The sequence below is a fragment of the Nostoc sp. genome, from assembly GCF_036917395.1.
Taxonomy (GTDB): Bacteria; Cyanobacteriota; Cyanobacteriia; order Cyanobacteriales; family Nostocaceae; genus Nostoc.
In genome coordinates this window covers 23,383-45,298 of sequence record NZ_JBALDI010000051.1, presented here as the reverse complement: position 1 = coordinate 45,298, position 21,916 = coordinate 23,383, and the positions used below count along the sequence as shown (strand labels likewise).

The 21,916-nt window shown below is 44.2% G+C and carries 22 protein-coding genes and 3 pseudogenes; 16 read left to right on the top strand and 9 right to left on the bottom strand.

The annotated features are described in order from the left end of the window. Positions 1–91 precede the first annotated feature (91 nt). From V7K46_RS18480 to V7K46_RS18450, 7 genes and pseudogenes are all read left to right on the top strand, one after another. Positions 92–1,327, top strand: a pseudogene (locus tag V7K46_RS18480) (amidohydrolase family protein); the annotation flags it as partial. A gap of 208 nt (positions 1,328–1,535) precedes the next feature. Beyond that, entirely contained in the window at positions 1,536–2,900 is a 1,365-nt protein-coding gene (locus tag V7K46_RS18475; RefSeq protein WP_335115592.1) for an FAD-dependent oxidoreductase, read from the top strand. Positions 2,901–3,071: 171 nt separating this feature from the next. Beyond that, the gene (locus tag V7K46_RS18470) at positions 3,072–3,692 is read left to right on the top strand and encodes a GDSL-type esterase/lipase family protein (protein ID WP_335115590.1); all 621 of its coding nucleotides are present in this window, start codon (positions 3,072–3,074) and stop codon (positions 3,690–3,692) included. A gap of 414 nt (positions 3,693–4,106) precedes the next feature. After that, the gene (locus V7K46_RS18465; RefSeq protein WP_335115588.1) at positions 4,107–5,105 is read left to right on the top strand and encodes an aldo/keto reductase; all 999 of its coding nucleotides are present in this window, start codon (positions 4,107–4,109) and stop codon (positions 5,103–5,105) included. Positions 5,106–5,544: 439 nt separating this feature from the next. Then, the gene (locus V7K46_RS18460; RefSeq protein WP_335115586.1) at positions 5,545–7,425 is read left to right on the top strand and encodes an ABC transporter ATP-binding protein; all 1,881 of its coding nucleotides are present in this window, start codon (positions 5,545–5,547) and stop codon (positions 7,423–7,425) included. Positions 7,426–7,902: 477 nt separating this feature from the next. Continuing rightward, positions 7,903–8,193 carry a nucleotidyltransferase family protein gene (locus tag V7K46_RS18455; RefSeq protein ID WP_335115584.1) on the top strand — a complete coding sequence of 97 codons (291 nt, stop codon included), beginning with the start codon at positions 7,903–7,905 and terminating at the stop codon, positions 8,191–8,193. Continuing rightward, positions 8,190–8,525 carry a HepT-like ribonuclease domain-containing protein gene (locus tag V7K46_RS18450; protein WP_335115582.1) on the top strand — a complete coding sequence of 112 codons (336 nt, stop codon included), beginning with the start codon at positions 8,190–8,192 and terminating at the stop codon, positions 8,523–8,525. The genes V7K46_RS18455 and V7K46_RS18450 overlap by 4 nt, the downstream gene beginning before the upstream one ends. Before the next feature lie 143 nt (positions 8,526–8,668). Here the strand turns inward: V7K46_RS18450 and V7K46_RS18445 are convergent, their stop codons facing one another. Genes V7K46_RS18445 through V7K46_RS18435 form a run of 3 tightly spaced genes read right to left on the bottom strand, consistent with a single transcriptional unit; the run spans position 8,669 to position 10,069 of the window. After that, positions 8,669–8,836, bottom strand: coding sequence for a tetratricopeptide repeat protein (locus tag V7K46_RS18445; protein WP_335115580.1), 168 nt, complete (start codon positions 8,834–8,836; stop codon positions 8,669–8,671). Between the two features lie 36 nt (positions 8,837–8,872). Then, positions 8,873–9,739 carry a DUF4435 domain-containing protein gene (locus V7K46_RS18440; RefSeq protein WP_335115578.1) on the bottom strand — a complete coding sequence of 289 codons (867 nt, stop codon included), beginning with the start codon at positions 9,737–9,739 and terminating at the stop codon, positions 8,873–8,875. An 18-nt stretch (positions 9,740–9,757) separates the two neighbouring features. Further along, positions 9,758–10,069, bottom strand: coding sequence for a hypothetical protein (locus V7K46_RS18435; RefSeq protein ID WP_335115576.1), 312 nt, complete (start codon positions 10,067–10,069; stop codon positions 9,758–9,760). A 13-nt stretch (positions 10,070–10,082) separates the two neighbouring features. Here V7K46_RS18435 and topA point away from each other — a divergent pair, with 13 nt between their 5' ends. The 4 genes from topA to V7K46_RS18415 all read left to right on the top strand — a co-directional run bounded on the left by topA (position 10,083) and on the right by V7K46_RS18415 (position 13,892). Next, positions 10,083–12,272 (top strand): type I DNA topoisomerase, encoded by a 2,190-nt coding sequence (topA, locus tag V7K46_RS18430; protein WP_335115574.1) that lies wholly within the window; start codon positions 10,083–10,085, stop codon positions 12,270–12,272. A 90-nt stretch (positions 12,273–12,362) separates the two neighbouring features. Further along, positions 12,363–12,596 carry a hypothetical protein gene (locus tag V7K46_RS18425; protein WP_335115572.1) on the top strand — a complete coding sequence of 78 codons (234 nt, stop codon included), beginning with the start codon at positions 12,363–12,365 and terminating at the stop codon, positions 12,594–12,596. Between the two features lie 448 nt (positions 12,597–13,044). Beyond that, a complete protein-coding gene (locus V7K46_RS18420; RefSeq protein WP_335115570.1) occupies positions 13,045–13,359 on the top strand; it encodes a type II toxin-antitoxin system HigB family toxin in 315 nt (104 codons plus the stop codon). A gap of 119 nt (positions 13,360–13,478) precedes the next feature. After that, a complete protein-coding gene (locus tag V7K46_RS18415) occupies positions 13,479–13,892 on the top strand; it encodes a helix-turn-helix domain-containing protein (RefSeq protein WP_335115568.1) in 414 nt (137 codons plus the stop codon). Positions 13,893–14,106: 214 nt separating this feature from the next. Here V7K46_RS18415 and V7K46_RS18410 read toward each other — a convergent pair whose 3' ends face one another. Further along, positions 14,107–14,625: a phosphoribosyltransferase gene (locus V7K46_RS18410; protein ID WP_335115566.1), complete on the bottom strand. Its 519-nt coding sequence runs from the start codon at positions 14,623–14,625 to the stop codon at positions 14,107–14,109. Positions 14,626–14,726: 101 nt separating this feature from the next. Between V7K46_RS18410 and V7K46_RS18405 the strand changes: the two genes are divergently transcribed. Then, positions 14,727–16,178, top strand: coding sequence for an MFS transporter (locus V7K46_RS18405; protein ID WP_335115564.1), 1,452 nt, complete (start codon positions 14,727–14,729; stop codon positions 16,176–16,178). A 69-nt stretch (positions 16,179–16,247) separates the two neighbouring features. Here V7K46_RS18405 and V7K46_RS18400 read toward each other — a convergent pair whose 3' ends face one another. Next, complete coding sequence (locus V7K46_RS18400; RefSeq protein ID WP_335115562.1) at positions 16,248–16,379, bottom strand: hypothetical protein; 132 nt, start codon at positions 16,377–16,379, stop codon at positions 16,248–16,250. Positions 16,380–16,753: 374 nt separating this feature from the next. Further along, positions 16,754–17,800: an RNA 3'-terminal phosphate cyclase gene (gene rtcA / locus V7K46_RS18395; RefSeq protein WP_335115560.1), complete on the bottom strand. Its 1,047-nt coding sequence runs from the start codon at positions 17,798–17,800 to the stop codon at positions 16,754–16,756. A 421-nt stretch (positions 17,801–18,221) separates the two neighbouring features. Between rtcA and V7K46_RS18390 the strand changes: the two genes are divergently transcribed. Then, positions 18,222–18,374: a hypothetical protein gene (locus V7K46_RS18390; protein WP_335115558.1), complete on the top strand. Its 153-nt coding sequence runs from the start codon at positions 18,222–18,224 to the stop codon at positions 18,372–18,374. Between the two features lie 76 nt (positions 18,375–18,450). Here V7K46_RS18390 and V7K46_RS18385 read toward each other — a convergent pair whose 3' ends face one another. Continuing rightward, positions 18,451–18,852, bottom strand: a complete 402-nt coding sequence (locus tag V7K46_RS18385; RefSeq protein WP_335115556.1) for an ABC transporter substrate-binding protein — start codon at positions 18,850–18,852, stop codon at positions 18,451–18,453. 361 nt (positions 18,853–19,213) lie between these two features. Further along, positions 19,214–19,696 (bottom strand): tetratricopeptide repeat protein, encoded by a 483-nt coding sequence (locus V7K46_RS18380; RefSeq protein WP_273765268.1) that lies wholly within the window; start codon positions 19,694–19,696, stop codon positions 19,214–19,216. 259 nt (positions 19,697–19,955) lie between these two features. Between V7K46_RS18380 and V7K46_RS18375 the strand changes: the two are divergent. The 3 genes and pseudogenes from V7K46_RS18375 to V7K46_RS18365 form a co-directional block, all read left to right on the top strand. After that, positions 19,956–20,173, top strand: a pseudogene (locus V7K46_RS18375) (GTP cyclohydrolase II); the annotation flags it as partial. A gap of 43 nt (positions 20,174–20,216) precedes the next feature. Further along, positions 20,217–20,375, top strand: a pseudogene (locus V7K46_RS18370) (uracil phosphoribosyltransferase); the annotation flags it as partial. Continuing rightward, positions 20,344–20,574, top strand: a complete 231-nt coding sequence (locus V7K46_RS18365; protein WP_335115596.1) for a hypothetical protein — start codon at positions 20,344–20,346, stop codon at positions 20,572–20,574. The pseudogene V7K46_RS18370 and the gene V7K46_RS18365, both read left to right, overlap by 32 nt. Before the next feature lie 15 nt (positions 20,575–20,589). Here V7K46_RS18365 and V7K46_RS18360 read toward each other — a convergent pair whose 3' ends face one another. Continuing rightward, the gene (locus tag V7K46_RS18360; protein ID WP_335115554.1) at positions 20,590–21,909 is read right to left on the bottom strand and encodes a CCA tRNA nucleotidyltransferase; all 1,320 of its coding nucleotides are present in this window, start codon (positions 21,907–21,909) and stop codon (positions 20,590–20,592) included. Between the last annotated feature and the right edge of the window lie 7 nt (positions 21,910–21,916).

Below are 21,916 nucleotides of genomic sequence, written 5' to 3'. Positions count from 1 at the left end.
TTTTATTTCGACTTGTAATCTTAAACCCATCACGCTTAAACCAAATTTACCCTTGGTGATAATTTAGCGCAGCTTCATACAGAAATGGTATTACACCCTTCCCGGACTGCTCTATGAGCGTCAGGCGGAGCAGGGGTCAGACTATTCGGTGCTGTTTCCGAACAATGTCCTGGCACCGGCTGGAGCCAGTCCAGAGAACCGTCAGGCACTGCAACGTGCAGTCAATCACTATCATGCTGATATTTACCGGAAATATAGCGATCGCCTGACACCGGTAGCTGGCATCCCATTAACTACTCCCCAAGAAGGCATTGAGGAGCTAGAGTTTGCTGTGAAAACACTGGGATTAAAAGTTATTAATATCACTGGGGGTGTAAAACGGCCAATTAAAGCGATCGCTGATAAGTATCCAGCCGATAAATTCCCCGAAATCGCCAAGTATGCGTCTTATATCGACTTTTACGGACTGGATAGTGAATACGACTACGATCCCTTCTGGACCAAAGTCATAGAACTAGGCGTACCCGTCACCACCCATTACGGCAGTCAGGGTTGGACTGGACGCTCCTCCACTAGTAACTACATGAACAACCATATCGGCCACTTCGCCGATGGTTCGGAAGCCTTTGCTAAGGCGCTGTTCTTCGGCGGTGTTACCAAGCGTTTTCCGCAGTTGCGAGTGGCTATGCTCGAAGGTGGCGCAGCTTGGGGTGCCAACGTCTACATACATCTGGTGGATCGCTTCTCCAAGCGCAATCTGAAGGCGCTACAAAACTACAATCCAGCGCTGACGAATGCCGATGAGCTGTTTGAGATATTTGAGCGCTACGGTGCGGAAATCACTCAAGGGCATTCCCTCGACAAGGAGGAATTAACCAAGAGTGTCTTGGGATCTTCATTCAGCCGTTTTAGTCGGGCGCCGATTGGTAGCGAGTTGGAGGATTTTGCAGCAGCAGGCATTGAAACAACCGAGGACATCCGCGATCGCTGGGTGAACAGTTTCTTCTTTGGTTCCGAGTCCGACAATCGCACGATCACTGCGGCATTCAATGACAAAGCTAATCCCTTGGGAGTCAAAATTAACGCGATCTATTCCTCCGATGTTGGTCACTGGGATGTGCCAGACCTCACCGCCCCCTTGGCTGAAAGCTGGGATTTGGTTCAAGAAGGGGTTATTTCCGAAGCCGACTTCAAGTCTTATGTATTCGCTAATCCCTACAAGTTTTACACCCAAGCCAACCCCGAATTCTTCAAGGGTACGGCGATCGAATCCAAAGTAGGTAACACCGAATTTAAACAAGTGGACAAGAGCCTGGTAGTGGTCTAAAAGGCAAAATGAGGGAGAAACATGAAGAATATTCTCCCTCATCACCTTCTTCGATAACAGGACTTACGCAAAATCATGAAAAAACGAACCGCAAAGGACGCATTCGCGCAGCGTCTCGTAGAGAAGGACACAAAGGAATAAGGTTTCAGAGAGTTATTGCGTAAGTCCTAGATAACAAAGATATACACTTTCAGCCTGGGAGATCGACATGACGATAACGACTGACCCTGATGTTGGGGCCCGCGAGGCGCTACGCCTAATCGGCCCCGATCCCGATAACTGGATACCCGACCGCCCAGACGTCGCTCACAACGTCACGGTGGTGGGTGGCAGCGGCAGCGGCAGCACCTTTGCATTTGCGCTGCGGCGTGCCGGCATTGGCCGCGTGACAGTGATCGACGCAGCCGATGACGAGGCTCATGCTGGCGTGTGGCTCAACCGAGCGCGGATGAATAAACTACGCACGCCGAAGAACCTGCCTGGCCACGAACTTGGGATTCCAGCGCTATCGTTCCAAGCTTGGTACGAGGCGCGGCACGGTATTGAGGCATACGCAGCGATCGACCGCATCCCCCGCTTGCTATGGGCTGAGTACCTCAGCTGGTATCGGCAGTTTTTGGGCATCCCGGTTCGGTACCGGACACGGCTGGTGCGGATCGAGCCAGCAGAAGGTTTCTTTGGCCTGCACCTTGAGGTAAATGGTGTCGCGCAGGTGGAAACCACGCGCAAGATCATCTTTGCCAACGGTGTGGCTGGCACTGGTGGCCCCTACGTGCCATCGGTGCTAGCTGGCCTGCCACGCACGCTGTATGCACACACCGCCCATGCCATCGACTTTACCGCGCTGCGCGGCAAGACTGTAGCGGTGCTGGGCGCTGCGGCCTCGGCCTTCGACGCCGCAGGAGTAGCGCTCGAATCGGGAGCAAAGGCGGTGCATCTGTTCGCGCGGCGACCAGCGATCGCATCACTGCCTATAATTCGCGTGCGCGGGTATCCTGGCGCTTACTACAACTATCCAGAACTGCCCGATGCGGCTCGCTGGTTCCAGGCTTGGCGCTTTCGCCAAGTTGGTTCTACGCCCCCACCCGACGCGATTGAGCGGGCGATCGCCTTCCCGAACTTCCACCTACACCTGTCGGCAACATGGAGATCAGCGCACGAGCAGGGCAACCGCATCGTCGTTCACCTGCGCGACGATGTATTCGAGTTCGATTTTGCGATCGCTGGCACCGGCTACTTCGTTGACCCGACGGTGCGGCCCGAACTAGCGGACTTTGCACACCACATCGCCCTCTGGCGCGATCGCTACGAACCACCAACAGACCAGCGCGACGATGGGCTAGGCACGCACCCCTACCTCGGCAGCGCCCATGAATACCAGGAGAAAGTGTCTGGTAGCGCACCTTACCTGAAGGATATTCACGTCTTCAACCCCGCAGGCTTTAGTGAGCTTCGGTCTGCCCATCGGCGACGTACCCAGCATTCGGCGCGACGTGCCGGGGGTGGTGGCACGCATCAGCCACGACTTGTTCTTCGCCGACTGGGCACAGCACGAGACACGGATCACGGGTGACAACATTGCGCCAGACTTTGATGCTTCGCTGTACGCAGCCGCACTGTGGAAACAGCCAGCCAAGGCGGCAGTTAGCTAAGGAATGCATAGTCTACAGGAATTTTATATTTTAGATTTTAGATTCAATTACAATCCAAAATTGCAAATCCAAAATCCAAAATTGATTGACTTATGTCAGATTCTCGCAAAGAAATCAGAATTTGTTTTATTGGTGAATCCTTTGTCAATGGCACAGGTGATCCAGAGTTTCTGGGCTGGACAGGTAGAGTGTGCCGCAATGCTGAATCAAGAGGATACGCTATCACCCATTACAACTTAGGGGTGCGGGCAGAGACGAGTCGGTATCTTAAAGAACGTTGGTACTCAGAAGTCTCCTATCGTCTCCCAAGAGAATCTGATGGTCGAGTAGTGTTTTCCTTTGGCGTAAACGATTCAGGATGGGCGGGTAAACAGCAAGGAATCGAACTGTCAGAGTCAATTGCAAATGCTCGCAGTATTTTAAGCAAAGCAAAGCAACTCTATCCGATCTTGATGGTTAGTCCGCCACCGTGTGGTGATGTCGCTCAAGAAAAAAGAAATCAAATTCTCGCAAATCTGTCACAGGAATTTGCATTAGTTTGTGATCAACTAGATGTTCCGTATCTCGATGTGTTTTCCAGTTTGGTGAAGTCACCCATCTGGCTAGCAGAAGCAAAAGCCAATGACGGCGCTCACCCAAAAGCAGATGGTTATGCAGAATTTGCAGCGATCGTACAAAACTGGGAAGGTTGGTTAAATTGGTTCACGCCTTAAAAAATGCCGACATCGTTATTTTATTGGCTAATCATTGCTTAGTACAGTTTTGCGTAAAAGCGTAGCGTTTTTAATGCGGCTGACGCATTAACAATGTAAGCCGACGCATTAACAATGTAAATTGATGCATTAACAATGTAAACCGACGCATTAACAATGTAAACCGACGCATTAACAATGTAAACCGACGCATTAACAATGTAAGCCGACGCATTAGCATTGCAGGGTTATTGCATTTCATTAATTCGCTACGAATTAATGAAATGCTGTACTTAGTCGATGTGTCCTACAGGCTTTTAGTTCTGCGTTAGCGGTAGCGACGTCAGGAGCGTCAGCGGGGCGGAACGCACGTCGCATTCTATTTAGAAATTTCAACACTTTCTCAATCAACTACTTTCAATCAACAACATCTCCATGACATTACCAACTACCAATCTCGGTAAAACCGGATTGACTGTTTCCCGCCTTTGTCTCGGCACCATGACCTTCGGATTGCAGACCGACGAAGAAACTTCCAAGGACATCCTCGACACCGCTGCTGATGGCGGTATTAACTTTCTGGATACAGCCGACGTTTATCCCCTCGGCGGCGGGCTTGCTACTGCTGGTAGCACCGAAGAAATCGTTGGGCGCTGGCTCAAAGGCAAACGTGAACATTTTATCTTGGCTACCAAGTGCGTCGGCCGGGTTGGCCCTGCACCTTGGGATCAGGGGGCTTCGCGTAAACATATTCTGGATGCGATCGATGCTTCCCTGCGGCGGCTGGGAACTGACTACATCGACCTGTACCAATTGCACTCCGACGATGCTTCCACCCCCCTCGATGAGACTTTGGAAGCGCTGGATGCGGTGGTTCGTGCTGGCAAGGTGCGCTACATCGGGGTTTCCAACTTCTTAGCCTACCGACTCGCCCGTGCCTTGGGTCGCGCCGAGACGCGCAATCTAACTAGGTTTATCTCGATTCAGCCCCGCTACAACCTGTTGTTCCGCGAAATTGAGCGAGAACTATTGCCCCTGGCGAAAGAAGAAGGACTGGGTGTAATTTCCTATAATCCTTTGGCGGGGGGTCTACTCACCGGCAAACACATTCTCGCCAAAGGCCCCACCTCAGGCACCCGTTTCACGCTAGGTGCTGCCGCAGAACGCTATCAAGATCGCTACTGGCACGATCGCGAGTTCAATACTGTCGAGGCTTTACGCACAGTAGCGGATCTCGCCGGATTTTCCCTCACTACCCTAGCGGTGGCTTGGGTTTTATCTAATCCGATTATCACTGCCCCGATAATTGGTGCTAGCCGCCCAGAACAACTTGCTGACTCCCTAAAGGCAGTAGAACTAAAACTCGACGATAGTTTGAAACAAAAGTTAGATGACTTAACTGCCGAATACCGAAGGGGAGATTCTCTTCGTTAGTTTCAACTGATTTTCATAATTACGAATTACGAATTGGTATTATAGCGGTTCCCATTCAGATGTGGTACAACATTATATTGCGAGGTGTAGGGGCACGGCAGTGCCGTGCCCCTACGCGTGTACCTCACGTCAAAAAGAACCGCTATAGACGTTTGTCAACCCACAAAAAGAGTTTTACTTCTAGCTAATATGCAAATTCAATAAACCTCTTACAAAAATACTTGAACCGCCAAAAACTCAAGTCCCTGGCTAATAAAAAAGCTCCATTGAAACGGATTATAAATACTCTCATTATTCGGTTAAAACGGACTTTAATTATTATCCTGGAAATTTATTTCCGGGTGGGTGATTGACAGTCCCTAATACCACCGGACGGCTTATCCAGTCGTCCATTTTTATCTTACAGAAAAGCTAAAACAATGCTACGTGACCAACTTTCATGACGAAAAAAGCCAGACAATCCAAATCCTTTCAACGTGCTGCTGATGCACCAGATTTGCCATCAACTCCATTTAGGTTCATTTGCTATTTCATTAACCAGTTTCGCTGGTGGTATGTGGCAGCAGTGATCCTGGAGATAATACACGCAACCTGTGGGATTATGTTACCGTATGCCATCGGTGAGATCATCCGGGGCGTAACGCGATCGACGGGCGACAACAAGCCCATTTTTGATGCCATGAGGCAACCCCTGATGCTGTTCACCGCCTTAAGTGTAGGTGAAGTGATATTTGGGCGTTCGGCTGGACTCTTGCACACTATCCTCCATCCGATCCACCGACAGCACATCGTCCGATCGCTATATGCCTACTTGCAGCACCATTCGCATCGCTACATGAGCAGCAGTTTTTCAGGGGCATTGGCACATCGGATTAGCGAAACTTCTCTGGGTGTTACTCAGACGATGCAAATGATGATTACTGAATTTATGCCAGTAATCGTCGTGTATACTGTTGCCACAATGTTACTGTATCGCGCCTATCCTCCGCTTGCTGCACTCGTGGGGATATGGGCAGTTCTTTTCATCAGTATTTCGTTCTGGCTAGCAACTCGCTGCCGAATTTACTCCCAGAAAGCCGCAGCCGCAAGAAGTGAGACAACTGGCATCATTGTAGATGCAGTAACAAATCTTACCAGCAGCAGACTATTTGCTCGCTTGGGTTTTGAACGACGCTATTTAAATGAGCAATTAAGGCGCGAAATCAAACAGGTGAGAGAGTCCGGCTGGTACTCGGAGCGAATCCGCTGGTTTCAGTTCATCTCAGCAGCCATTCTGAAAATCAGCACCCTGTATTACTCTCTCGAACTCTGGAGTCAAGGAGTGATTGCTACTGCTGACTTCGTTGTGGCAACCAGCCTGTCGCTGTTGATCATCAGTGAAGCCCGCAATTTGAGCCGCCGCTTTCTGGAATTTTTTGAACATATCGGTAATGTCGCCAATGGTGTCTTGATCATCGTTCAACCCCACGAGTTGATTGATCGTGATCGCGCGATCGCCCACTCAATCACCCAAGGTAAGATTGAGTTTCGGCGGGTGAATTTCAACTACTCGGATGAGAAGAAAGTTTTCCACAACCTTTCTATTACTGTCTTAGCGGGACAGCGTATCGGACTAGTGGGCTTGTCCGGCTCTGGAAAATCCACCTTTGTCAATCTGATTCTACGTTTGTTCGACCCACAATCTGGACAGATTATCATTGATGGGGTTGATATTCGAGACATGACTCAGGATGCCTTACACGCTCAGATCAGCTTGATTCCCCAAGATCCGTCCCTGTTCCATCGCACTTTGCTAGAAAATATTCGTTACGGACGCTTGGATGCAACCGACTCCGAAGTGATCGAGGCGGCGCGAAAGGCTAATGCTCACGATTTCATCATCCAAAGTAAGGATGGTTACGATTCTCTGGTGGGTGAACGTGGTGTCAAGTTGTCTGGAGGGCAGAGGCAGCGCATTGCGATCGCCCGCGTAATTCTCAAAGATGCGCCGATCCTGATCTTGGATGAAGCCACCTCCAGTCTGGATTCAATCACTGAAAAAGCGATCCAGGATACCCTTGACTTAGCAATGAATGGGAAAACGGTGATCGTAGTGGCTCATCGGCTATCTACCATCGTCCATCTAGACCGGATTCTGGTGTTTGACAAAGGTGGCATTATCGAAGATGGTTCCCACCCCAAACTACTGGCACTCGGCGGCGCTTACCACAGGTTATGGAAAATGCAGGCAGGTGGATTTCTACCGGAAAATCTCGGCGAGGAACGCATACGTGAGGCTGGCACTGGCACAGATAACATCGAAGAGGAAATGATCGCTTGACATTTGCCGCTACTTGAGGTTTATTTGCAAATTCAATTCAGGAATTGTGCAAGAAAGAGTCCACAAAACTAAAGTAATGTAATTGACATGGCTTTAACCGCAATTCCTCTTGATCCATTGCTCGCTACTATTGTTATTCTCTACATCCTCAAAATCGGCTTGAATGTCTATTGTTAAGTCTACCGATGGAGGTGACGGGGGAATACCACCAGGGAAATAACTTCGTTAACTTGCGCGATCGCACTCCACTTGTAATCAACCACGGGCGATCGCATTTATAATTTGCTTATACCAATTCTGTATGAAGATGCGCCAAACGAAATGAGGAACGTAGACGCAAAGCGGCTTGCCGCAGGCTACCGCAAAGGACGCATTCGCGCAGCGTCTCGTAGAGAAGGACACAAAGAAAGAAATAAGAAGCCAAGAAAATTTGGCGCAGCCTCACAAAGAAATGGTATTACATATTTGTATTGAGTTATGAATATCTATGAAATATTGGCAGCCAAACGGGAAGAAATTTTGCAAATTGCGGCAAAATACGGAGCATATAATATCAGAATTTTTGGCTCAGTAGCCCGTCGTGAAGCTGATGTTAACAGCGATGTTGATTTTTTAGTTGAAATGGAGACAGGACGTAGCCTTTTTGATTTGGGTGGATTCTTGATGGAATTACAAGAAATACTTGGTTGTAAAGTCGATGTCGTCACAGAGAAGGGATTGCGATCGCGCATTCGAGAGCGAGTATTAAATGAGGCAGTTCCGTTGTGAGGGATAATAGTGAAAAGTTGCGCGATATTTTAGAAGCTATCGAACGGATCGACAAATATGCAGTTCAAGGTCGGGAAGCTTTTGAAGACAACGAACTAATTCAAACTTGGTTTATTCAACACCTACAAATTATTGGAGAATCATCACGTGTATTATCTGCTGATATTCGTGAGGCAAATCCCGATGTTCCTTGGTCGCAAATGATTGGGATGCGAAATATTTTAACTCATAATTACTTTAAAATCGATTTAGATGTTGTTTGGTTGGTTATTGAACGGGAATTACCAAACCTTAAGCCTCAAATTGAAGCAATTTTACAAACATTATCTTGAATATTAGACTTGCGATCGCCCTCCCCCACAAAACTCAAATGCGTACACGCAACGCGGCTTGTCGTTAGACATCGCACATCGCCCACCCTCTACTCCAGTAAACCCTTTAAAATCTCTCGCGTCACCGTAGCCATATATTCATCCTAATACTCAACATATATCTCCAACGCTGTCTGCAAATTAGCCCTAGCTTTCGCGTAATTCTCCTGCGCTTGTGCAAACAATCCTAATTGTCCGTAAGTGCTAGCACTCGAATAGCGATCGCCTGATTTTCTACCAATGCCAACACTCTTCAACCGCTGGGGTGTCAAAAAGAACAATACTATACATAGTTTACGAATTTGGTATTATCTGTCATTCCGCAAAACCCTAAATGGCTGATTATTGCTTTCCCATGTCCGAATGTCCAAGTAGAGTTGTGTTTGATGAAAGTAGATTTCTTCATAAGCAAGTCGCAAACTACGCTCAAGATTGTTCGGTTCAACATCAGCAGCTTTATTAGAACCAAGTGCTTTGCGTAAACCAAGCGACAGAATTTCTACCAAATGATGGCCACAGCAGATTTGCCAAGGATCGTGGTTATTGCTTTTCAGACTTTCTAGCCGTTTTTGCATATTTTTTTCGTCCAAAGAGAAAGCTTGGGATTTATTCTTAATCTCCTGAATCAGCTTGAGTTCATCAATTTGCAGAGTTTGCTCATCAATGAACTTGCTAAATGTAATACCCTCAAAGGTTAGATTTAATCCATCACATTTAGAGATCCAAAGCAAATAACCTACCAATATGCCATTTTCAAGTAATACTAATTTTACGTCTCGATTAAACTGAGCAATTTTATCTTCAGAACCAAATTCAGCAAGTACTTTGTTAAATGCTGGTGAATTAATCAGCATCGTTTCAAGGTCATGGCTATCAGTGCAAAGCAGATTATGATTGGTGTATAGCAAAGTTTCAAGGCGATCAAAATCTGCATCAACAATCGCTAAAACTCCCTGGAAATTTGATTCTTCCAAAATTTTTAAAATTTCAATAGCACGCTGCTTACTAGACGGTTTTCCCGATGTTTCGACTAACTCACAAACTAATTGGTCAACAAATCGCTTATAGAAAGTTTTATCAGAACTTCCTTCTACTAATAAAAAAATTCCAGTATATGTGCTTCGTCGTAATCGTATTTGGTTAGCAACACGGTCAACTGTCAGAAAATCTCTCACTTTTGTGGCCCTTTCAGTTCAACCGTCAAATCCCAGCGATCTTGAATAATATCTGGTGAATGAGTAGCCATTAGTATATTTAAATCTGCAAGCTGTGTAATATCTTGCAAGTCTTGAGTCAGTTGCAACAGCGATGGCTGCGCCAACGCCAAGGGCGATCGCACAATCAGGCATCGCGTTGGGATGATTTACCTCTAAACTGAGTTGAGCAATTTCCAAAGCTTTTTGGTACAGTATTCTAAAAAATCCCCATGAGGAAGATAGGCGATCGCCTTTGGCGTTGGCGCAGCCATCGCTCATCGCAATTGCCAGTTTATTGCTCAGAATCAAGAATGCATTTGCTATGATCAAACGCCTGCTTGTGGTCGAGTCTCCCGGAAAAGTCAAAAAACTCAGTCAAATTCTGGGTGCAGATTGGAAAGTTCTAGCCAGTTGTGGTCACATCCGAGAACTCAGCAATGAAGGGGACGATTCCTTGGGCTTCGTCATGGATGGCAGTAATGTCCGGTGCAATTACATCCCGCGTGACCAACGAGCGAAAGAAACAATCCAGAAGCTCAAGTCTGCGGTGAGGCAGGTTGATGAAGTTGTCTTAGCAACTGACCCAGACCGGGAAGGCGAGACAATCGCTTGGCACCTGAAAGAAACGCTGGGTTTAAGGGAACCGAAACGAGTAATTTATACTGAGATTACAGCATCTGCGGTGCAGAGTGCGATCGCTAATCCCAGAAAGCTAGACCAAAATTTGATTGGTGCTGGGCTGTGCCGAGATTGCCTAGACAAGTTGGTGGGTTACAAGGGTAGCCCTTTAGTTTGGGCATTAAATAACGGTGCTAAAAGTGTTGGCAGAGTCCAAAGCGCGACGTTGCATTTAATTTGTCAGCGAGAAAACGAAATTCTGGCTTTTGTCCCCCAAGATTACTGGAGTGTCTGGGTAGATTATACTGAGGGATTTCGGGCTTTTTATAAAGGGACAGTCAATTCTGCAACAGATTCAGCAGACCAAGAAACTGAAACTCACGATGACGCGAAGGTGGGTAATAGTACAGAAACACCGGAGTCTAAGCGTGTTCTTTCCGAAGCAGAGGCAACACGTTTAGTTGAAGAAGCACGGCAACATCCTCATCAGGTGATTCATGTTGAAGGAAAAGTCGTTAACCGCCAGCCACCACCACCTTTTACAACTTCCAGCCTTCAGCAAGCAGCTGGTTCAAAGCTGAGGTTTGCTCCTGACAAAACTATGGTTGTTGCTCAAAAGCTCTATGAGGCTGGGCTTATCACATATATGCGAACAGACTCAGTGATGCTGAGTCCAGAATTTTGTGCCAGTGCCCGTAAATGGTTAGAGCAAAATGATCCGCAAAATGTACCACAGCAAGTTGCCAAACATCGCAGTAGCAAATCGGCTCAAGAAGCACATGAGGCGATTCGGCCAACAGATGTGTTTCGCCCCTCAGTTCAATTGCGCTCTGAACTTCCTGATGATCAGTTTAATCTGTATGTGATGATCTGGAAACGGTCGATTGCTTCTCAGTGTCGTGCTGCCCAATTGCGTAAAACTCAGGTGATTACTCAGTCTGGTTCTTTACTGTGGTCAGCCAGAGGGCAAGTAATTGAATTTTACGGTTATGCCCGCTACTGGAATAATCTCAGCAAGGATAGTGTTTTACCTTCATTACAACAGGGACAAGCATTGAAACTGGAGAATGCTGGGCATGAGCAGAAGCAAACCCAGCCACCACCCCGTTATAGTGAACCAAAATTGGTGCAATTGATGGAACGTAAAGGAATTGGTCGCCCAAGTACTTATGCTCCGACTGTTGCTACTTTAAAAAAACGAAATTATGTCGAATTGATAAAAGACCATCTTCAACCGACAGCGTTAGGGTTAGAAGTTGATGCGTTTTTACTCAAAGCACTGCCAGATTTACTAGAGGCGGAATTCACAGCGAAAATGGAGGATGCCCTTGATGCAATTTCCGAAGGAAAACACTCTTGGCAGCATTATTTAATTAGTTGGAATCAGGATTACTTTCTACCAGCGCTCTCCAAAGCTAAAACTGTAGTTGCGAGTTCCTCAACAGCTAAAGTTTATGGGATAAGCGATGTCTACGACGGGCTACGCCAACGCAAATATGAAACTTCTAAGACTCGATGCCCTGAGTGCAAAAGTTTTCTCGCCAAAATTCCCAGTAGTAAGGTTAAAAAGAAATATTTCCTCAAATGCACAAAAGGCTGTGAAAATGTCGTGCTGTTTTGGAGCGACTTTAACAAAACTTGGGAGCCACCACGAACCAAAGCAGTTCAAGTTGAGAATCAGCAAAAGCCTTCCGTCAACATGACGACATATCCCTGCCCGGTATGTAAGAAACCTCTAGAGGAGTACAGTTATATCAAAGAAGGGCAAAGTAAGACAATGTTGCGATGTTGTGACCCGCGATCGCGTCAGGATACCAAACATAAAGATGTGGCTTATTTCAATACGCCAAAAGGGTGGTGGAGTCCTAAGTTTGGGGAGATATCAAAAACTTAACTTAAAGTTATCTAACCCTAGCTGCTGTGGCTATAGTATTGTTAATTATTTACTTGTATTTTTGAACAAAAAAAATACTTAATTTTACTTATGACAGAATCAAAAGAAATTTGTACTGTGTTTTTGGGAAATTCAATGGTCGATGATGATTACACCCTGTATCAATATGGACAGGTGAAAAGATTTTATGATTGGAATGCGTGGTCGCTTAATAATGTGGATTGGCTTGACGTAAAAAAATTGAATAACTCTGTTAAGCAAAAACTACTTGATGAATGTCCTGAAGAGTTCAAAGAGGAAGCAAGAAAACTGCTTGGTCTGTAAAAGAGTTTTATACAGTTATTTTTTGGAAATAAAACTTCGTAAAATATTTTAAAAATTGTATGTAGGCTGTTAACAAATTTGCTGACAGTAGTACTCGTTACAATCTTTTAGAAAGTGTTTGCGCTGCACAGTAATCTATATACATCTAAGAAAATGAATTGAGCCGATTTGGTCAATTCACCCTGTACTAAGGCGATGACATCTTGCTCGGCTCTTCCTTAGTAAATATAAATACTTAACAAACAAGCGCTTGCAATCATATTCGCAATTTGCTAAGATTATTTTAAAGCCTCTACTTTACTTATTAGTTAAGTAAGGTTTTCAATCAATTTAGAGAAGGATTATTTTGAACTCAGGTAAATCGCCGGAGTTATAAAATAACCCTAATTCCTATTCCTATGAATTACAAGGAGAGATTTATGTTCTTTTTTCTGTCTAGAGGTAGTCCATGCCCATACGTATTATTACTGAAGCCAGACTCAAAAATGGCTGGGAAAAGCACCCTGATGCAGAACCTGGTTTACGAGCTTGGAAGAAGCTTGTAAAAGCACAAAACTGGAATAGTTTTGCTGAAATAAAAGCTACTTCTATTTTTGCGCCTGACCAAGTTAAAAACTTTATCGTTTTTGATATTGGAGGAAACAAATATAGATTAATAACCTATATTGACTATGAATCTAAAATGATATTTATCCGCGACTTTCTCACCCATTCAGAATATGAAAAAAATAACTGGAAAAGTGATATATGGTTTAACAGCTAGCGCTAATTAAAAGCTTTACTAGCTAAGTAAAACTAAGATTGGTAAATACACCAATCTTAGTTTTAAAATAATTTAAGTAATATTCTAATGGCAAAATGTCATACAACAATACCAGCTACATGGAGTTGCTCACATCTTTTCCCCCTCGCCCCATAGTTTCTGAAGAAGACCTAGAAAAAACTCAAACGGTAGTTGACGCTCTAATTGATAAGGGAAAACTAACTGAGGACGAAAGAGCCTATTTGAATTTACTAGGTATGTTAATTCACGAATATGAAGAGAAACAAGATATTGTTCCAGATATTTTTGGGGTAGAGCTTCTCAAGGTTTTAATTGCAGAACTGAATTTGAAACAAAAAGATTTAATTGATATTTTCAAAACTGAATCGATTGTTTCTGATGTATTAAAAAGTAAGCGTAAATTAACAGTTGAACATATCCAAAAGCTTGCAGATTTTTTTCATGTTTCTCCGGCCGTATTTTTCCCAGTAAATCCATCACAGAAAGACTTCTTAGAAGCAGTCTACAGGTAGCGAAACTGTTGAGTCTTCATTATCCTATCCTGGAACCGCTTGCATATATATGGCAACTGTTGGGGTGTCTGCCAAGATAATGTCTAGTACATCACGGCGTAAGTAAACCAACTACACCCGTATGGGTATCTTGTTACAAAACCAGTAAAAAGGTGACTCTATAACCTTTTTGAATTCTTAATTTTGAATTTCGCGTAGCGCTACTAAGTATTTATCAACACACTTGACTTACCTTAGCCGCGAGTTGTGCGATGTTCATCTGCTCGTAGTGTTCAAAGGGTTGGTGAATCCAGGGATTGTCAGCTAAGTAATCAATATAATAATCAGGTGCTATAACTGAACAGGCTTTATACCAAAGAACGGCAGTGCGAATTTCCTCAATCGGGAAATCAGTATTTTGCTTCAGCCAAGGTATAGTCTGTTGAAGTGTGATACCAGAGTCTACCAAATCATCTACTAGGAGAATGCGCGAACCTAACTTTTCGGCAGTCATCGTTAAGTAGCGGGAGAAAATTAAATCACTTCTTCCTTGCTTACCAGTGCCACTGTAAGATGAGGTTGCTAAAATTGCCAGCGGCTGCTGGTATATACGGGAGAGAATATCTCCAACTCGTAGTCCTCCTCTAGCAAGACAGATAATCTGGTTAAATTCCCAACCGGATTGATAAATCTGAATAGCCAGTTGTTCAATTTTTTGGTGATAATCTGACCAAGAAAGATAAAGGTCTGGCATAAGTATCAGGGGAGTGGTAGATAGCTAGTATTGAAGGCGATGTCTACGATAGTCTATTCGGCGTCGCAAACTTTATTATTTTAATCTGAGTGCAAAGTTTTATGAATGATTCTGCTGCTGATGGCGATGCCCAACGAGATATTCTCAGTGAAAAACTCGACTTTAAAACAAAACTGGCTTACGGTGCAGGGGATTTTGGCCCAGCAGTTACTGCAAGTATCTCCGTCTTTTATCTGCTGCTTTTTTTTACCAGTGTCGCTGGTATCCCTGCGGGTTTAGCTGGCACTATTTTGATGATTGGCAAAATCTGGGATGGCATAAATGATCCGCTTGTCGGGTTCTTGAGTGATAAAACGAAATCTCGTCGTTGGGGCCGTCGTCTTCCTTGGATGTTTTATGGGGCTATTCCCTTTGGTATTTTCTTTTTCTTGCAGTGGATTGTACCGCAATTTAGGGCAAATCAGAGTAATAATATTTGGCCGCTGTTCTGGTATTACGTAGCGATTGCAGTGATATCTCAGTCCTTTTACACCGTTGTGAATTTGCCTTATACGGCAATGACTCCAGAACTAACTCAAGATTACGACGAACGCACCAGCCTTAACAGCTATCGTTTTACATTTTCTATTGGTGGCAGCATTCTGTCGTTGATTTTAACGCAAATTGTTTTTTCGCAGATTGCCGATCGCCAACAACGATATCTTGTTTTAGCGGCAATTTGTACGGTAATTTCGATTTTAGGATTATATTGGTGCGTTTTTGGAGTCCGCGATCGCATCCTTGCTTTTGAGGCTAAACGCATCCTAGCCGAAGAACCTGCATCTGTCTCCTTCGGCGAACAGCTAAAAATTGTCTTCAGCAACCGACCTTTTTTATTTGTTATTGGTATATATCTTTTTTCTTGGCTAGGTGTGCAGATTACAGCCAGCATTATTCCCTATTTTGTAGTCGATTGGATGAAACTCAAAGAATCAGATGTGCCCACAGTGCTGATTGCAGTCCAAGGAACAGCCCTGCTGATGCTATTTGTCTGGGGGGCGCTGAGTAAAAAAATTGGCAAAAAAGTTGTTTATTTTCTGGGAATGAGTTTATGGATAATAGCCGCTGCCGGACTATTTTTCTTACAACCTGGTCAAATAGGTTTGATGTATGTGATGGCTGTGATGGCGGGCGTTGGTGTATCCACAGCTTATTTAATTCCCTGGTCGATGATTCCAGATGTGATTGAATTAGATGAACTTCAAACTGGACAACGCAGAGAAGGCATTTTTTATGGCTTCATGGTTTTGCTACAAAAATTTGGTTTAGCTTTTGGGCTATTTTTGGTGGGAAATGCTTTGCAAATAGCTGGTTTCAAAGAATCTGTAGCCGGAAGTCTATCACCCACGCAACCAGAATCGGCACTGTTTGCTATTCGCATTGCTGTTGGGCCTATACCTACAGTTTGTTTAATTCTTGGTTTAGTTTTAACGTATTTTTACCCAATTACCCGTGAAATGCACGCAGAGATCATGCTGAAACTCAAAGAACGGCAAGAGAAGAAGGAGAGTTAACAATTCAAAATTAAAAATTCTAAAATCCTTGTAGAGACGCGAAATTGTACTGGGCTTTGCCCTGCTACGCTAACGTTCCCCTAGTACGGGAAGCTGACGCGCATCTGGGAATCCTTCTAGATAGACATCAATAAATGATACATACTGCGAGAGTGCGCCTGACTCCCGCCCAAATTCTAGGCGTTCGCGCCGTTTCTGCACTCCATTCAGATAGTGATGCCTTAACCGCCATGCTTGTTTGAGTATCAGTTTCTGTTTTGGGGTGCAATGGGGAAAGTTTTCTGCAACATCCTCCTTGTAGCGGTTAAATTCTCCAGAGTTTTTTGTAGACTAGTACCACTCATCCAAAGCCAAAAACTGAGCTGGTAAAATCCTGTATGGTTTTACTAGAAGTAATTTTGACTATCCTGTACGTCTGAGTAAAGGTTCTAGGTTTTGCCTAATAGTTAAACAGACGCTTGTCTTGGGCTGTTTCGGCAAAAGTTATACTACCTCTGTTTTTGGCAAAGGTATTGATAGAATAATAATTTATAATACTCTATTATACACCACTACTAAAGTAATAAACACTTTTTTCATCCAGTCAAACTCTTTACCGACACTATTTTCTCAGCTTCATCTACTGTTATCTGCGCCAGCCCAAACTGTTCAATTACCGCCGCATTCGTCGTCAAATGTCTACTCACCTCAGCTACTCGATACTGACTTCCCTGTGACGCTAAAGCAGCTGCCAATAATAATTGATCTGCTAAATGTTCATCCACTGCTGCACCAGTTTGATGAAACTCAAGCAGTTGCTGACAAGCAATCTCTGCAACTGTCTCCGCCGACAACCGCAAACGCCCAAATCCACCAAAGCCACTCAAACTATTTTGATATTCAGCAGTTAAAAAAATACCCGCCCCAGGTGCCACACCCCTTTCTCGCAAGGCGTGTACAGTAACTTTCAAATGGGCCTCCCGTAACAAATTTTCCGCACGATTCGCCATCCGTTGGGGAATATGGGAAGGCAATTCCGTCACCACTGCTAGTCCTCGCACTTGTTGTAACTCTCCCCGTTCCAACAAATTGATCCCGCCGAGTTGACTACCGCCATTCACCTGCAATTGTACCTCTCCCCCACCTTGGGGAAACCACCCCCAAGCGCCTAACTTGACTTTTGCCTCTACACCCATGCGTTGCAATATTGGCAAATAAACTTGCTCGATATACGTCACTGTCGGGCTAAAGTTTACATGAGTTCCACCCTTTAGTGTTACCTGAGAATTACCAGTTGCTAGTGCCAAAGGTAAGAGAATTGTTTGTAAAACTAGAGCGATCGCACCCGCAGAACCACCAAGTTGTGCTTTACTAACATCAAACGTATAAGTTCCAGCTTGCACACCACTACCTGGGATGAACTCCAGCAGCATTGAACCCAAAGCATCACCCCGTAGTTGGGCATTACAAATTCTCGCCGCAGCCCGAACTGCCGTTAAGTGTTGTGCTGCTAATCCTGGCTTTTTGCGTCCACTGCGAATGCCTGCAATTCTTATGGGTTGGCCAGTGATGGCCGCTAGACTTAAGGAAGTGCGAAGAACTTGTCCGCCTCCCTCTCCGTAGGAACCGTCAATTTCAATCATGAGCGATTTTGGAATGGTGGATTTTGGGTTATCCCCACGGCTTTTGAAATCAAACCACAAATTATAGACGCCTAGTAGCTAGCTTTTCGGAGGGAGGTTACACAAATATACACAGAAAGTTCTGATAGTGTTTTTGTAGTTTCCTAATTTTGAATTTGGATAGGACTTACGCACACTCTACAAATTAATGGCGCTCTTGCTTGGCGTCTTGGCGTCTTGGCGGTTCAATAAATTAAGCTTTTTAGCAATTTTTGCGTATGATAATTACATATTTCTAACTACTGAAACTATAAGTAAAAATATAAAAGACTATGCTGCTAATCTCTATGAAAAAACAGGAGGCATAGAGATTGTAGTGCTTGATTGTCTTAGTTTTTTACGGCATTTTTTGCACTTGTTTCATCGCTTACGGATGTAGTTTGTGGAGGAATATCAAAAGCTTGTGCTTGCAGAACCCGACAGTGCAGTTAGTTACCCCTTAAAGGAAGCTTTTTTAGCATTACGCCAAGCTGTTGAGAGTGTTGAAGTAGAAACAAACTTAGATATCGAGACTGAATTGGATACTCCACTTTGAGAGTTGGCAAAAAATCTGGAGAATAGCAAGCGGCTTACTTTTTTTGATAGCCTTAATTCTGGATTTTTTCTTTTACTTATTTTTTTGTTTCAATAGTAGTTGCATTTGCTTGATAACCAAAATCTGTTAATAAAAATACCACTTGCTGAAAACCGCCCTGCTTCTCAATGGCAAAGGCTTCAAATGTAATATAACCTTGTTGGGCTGAGTTTTTCTCAATCAGAAAAGCAACAAGATTAAAGTTGTAAGGACGCTTGTGAGCTTTGGTAAAACCATACTTTGCTTCGAGTAAAAGCCAATAGGTAATCTTAACAGAAGCAAAGACATAAATTGGTTTGCCTTTGAGGTCTGCAAGGATTTTAATTGCTGAGTTGGGATGTGCAATAAGACACCAAGGGTCTTTCTGTAAAATTGCTGCAACTGTGATTTTGGGAATACCTTGTGCTATGGTGTTCACGGCAGCCATGCCATAACCCATAAAGAAATCTACCGCACCCCCCATCAACAATTAAGTACTACTGAGAACCTGGGGATTACCCATTTTGATAGTTACATTTAAACCATAGTCTTTGTAAATATCAGTGGCGTAGGCGCAGCCCGTCGTAGACATCGCCTGGTAAAATCCGCCGTGTTGTGATTGTACTATTCATTGAGTGCCAAATATAACTTTATCCAACCGAGAATTGCTAGTTGACGGTTGGTTGCTATTACTATAAGCAGCAATGACGCTACTACTAATCTAGATAGAACCGTATTGAATAATAATTGCGGCGACTAAGGCGATGAATTGCTGTTGATGAGGGTGATGACCGATTCATAAAACAGGGTAATGTTCTCTCCTATTTACGGTTGTAGCTGAATCTAAATGTACATTCTAGAATCAACTTTTGATTCACCAGCGAATAGGGCTGAATTTCTAAAGCCTGTTGAAAAGCTTTGATCGCTTCACCATATTCACCTAGTGCCGCATAACACAAACCCATGCCGTGAAGCGCTCCAAAATGTATCGGATTTATCTGCACAACCATCTGACAATCTGCCAGAGATTTTTGATAATCACCAATACTGTAATAGAGAAAACCACGACGATTCCAGGCTTCGGCAAAATCTGGCTGCTCTTCGATTAGTGCTGTCAGCGTTGTTTCGGCTCCAGTAAATTCACCTGCATCAAGTAACTTTTGACTGCGGTCAATTATTTCCAGCCCATAAATTCCCTTTTGCTGAAACCAGATCCGCCAGATTTTTCTGGTTGCCTTGTCGCGGACTGTAGCATCCGGGTTTTTCAACTCTTCAAGTAAGGAATTGATAGATAAAGAATCCATGAATTTGAGATCAGTGAATATACCTTTGTATTAACTTTCTCACAAAATATCTCTATTAAATCATTTTTAAAGTCATCTTTAAATTTGTAGGGGTTAATTGTTAATTATGAAATTTCTGTGTGATTTCTTATATTCAGCAATACGACTAATACCACACTCGACATTTAGAGTCATAAAAATCAAAACTGACTAGAGGTAGTTGACAGATCCCTAGTGAGTAATAGCTGATCAAAACATCCCTAAAAAAATAATGACTATGCCGATTTGGGATTTACCAGGAATTGTCAAGCACTTTGGCATTGCAGCACAGTTGCGTCGCGCTTTATTTGAACAAACTGGGGGATGCTTCCAAAATTGGTAACGCGATCGGATTTAGAGGGATTTTTGCCGCCAATTGGGGGCGTAACAGTGTATATTCTCGGTGAGATCGCTGCGATCGCCAATCTCAAGAAAGCTGTAGCTGTGCGGCTTCATGATTAATGCAACGGTTGGGACGTGTTTGACTCAGGTATCTGCACCTGTCTGCTTACTCGCTGCACCATAAAGTATCGAGCGTTTTTGTGATCTACATCCTAATGTGCCGCTATATACCGCCGCCATTGATGACTATTTGGATGAACATGGCTATATTATTCTTGGGTTAGGAGATGCAGGCAATCGCTTATTTGGCACAAAATAAGATGATTACCCATGAGCAAATGAGCAACAATGGAGTAATTAACCTGACACTGTACGAATCGTTGATTAACAACTTTTACATTCGTCAAATTTGGGAATTGTTGCAGACAAATTCATCGCAAATACATCACATTAATCCCCTAATTTTATATCCAATATTAATAATTTTCTCAGGCTATTCCATGAATATCTACTATTGACTCGGAAACTCAATATTACAGCCCCTCAACTAACTGACGTGCAAATGCGATCGCCTCTGTTGGCGTTGAAACTTTCCCCTCAGCTTGTGCTACGCCAATTTCTGTCAACAGTTGGCCGATGATTGGCGAAGCTGGAATATCTAATGCTATAATCAACTCCTTCCCGCTCACTAGTGGAATGGGATGAGCGACCAGATCATCAGGGTTCAGGTAGCGGTTGATTAAAGGTGCCCAAACAAGGCAGCCTATTGCTTTGGTTTCCAAAGTTGTAGCAACTCCTGCCTGTAGTGGGTTGTCACCAGACATCGCCTCTACCAAATTATCAAATGCTACAGCTAGCACTGCCGTAGCGGGAAACACAATATCTGCGTCATTGAACAAAAAGTATTGTTCTCGCAAGGACATATCGACTACTTGAAACTGCGGTAACAATTTCAGTGCAGTGGTTACACCCCGGATTTCGGCACGACTATAAGTTAGTTTCTGTAGCTCTATTTCTGCTAATTCTGGATTTGGGTTGACAAGACAAGCAAGTTTGGCAATACCTAACCAAGTGGTTTTGATACTATCGCGGACATACTCTTGCAGTTGTGCCCCTAATTGTTGCCAATTTTGGGTGAGTAAGGCAGCTGCTTCGTCAACTGCTGCTAGTTTGAGCAAGCTTTCACGGGTGGCATTTTTGAAGAAAGGGGCAAGTAACCCATCTTCCCAAGCACTTGTAATCCAAGGAGTACCCTGAGAATTTGCCAGCAGATAGCCAATTTCTACCCTAACTCTTTCGGCTGCAACTTTGCTGATATGTGATGCCAAAGAACGAATTGCGGCTTGGGTAGCTGGCTCAATAGTAAAACCTAGTTGGGCGGCTTGGCGATAACCTCGCATTAACCGCAAAGGGTCATCTTCTAAGTTCGCGGGTGATACCATTCGCAAAATGCCCTGTTGTAAGTCTACATAACCTTGTAGAGGATCGATAATTTCTTGTGTATGGGGATTATAGGCGATCGCATTTACTGTAAAATCCCGTCTGTGCAAATCAACTTCTAAACTATTTCCTTCCTGTTGGGCAAAGTCAGCTGTGGCGTGGGGAAAAACCACACGCGCAATTTGTCGTTCTGCATCGAGTAACACAAAACCAGCTTTGTAATGACGAGCGATCGCTCTCGCTACATTTACCGCCTTAGATGGTATAACAAAATCTAGATCCAGATATTCGCGGGTTTTGCCAAGGATCGCATCTCGGACAGCACCACCTACCATGTAAGCGGGTTGTGGCAGGAATTCCAAGCTAAAAGGCCAATTTTTGGGAGCTAGGGTAGAAAGAACTGATTTATGCATTGTAATA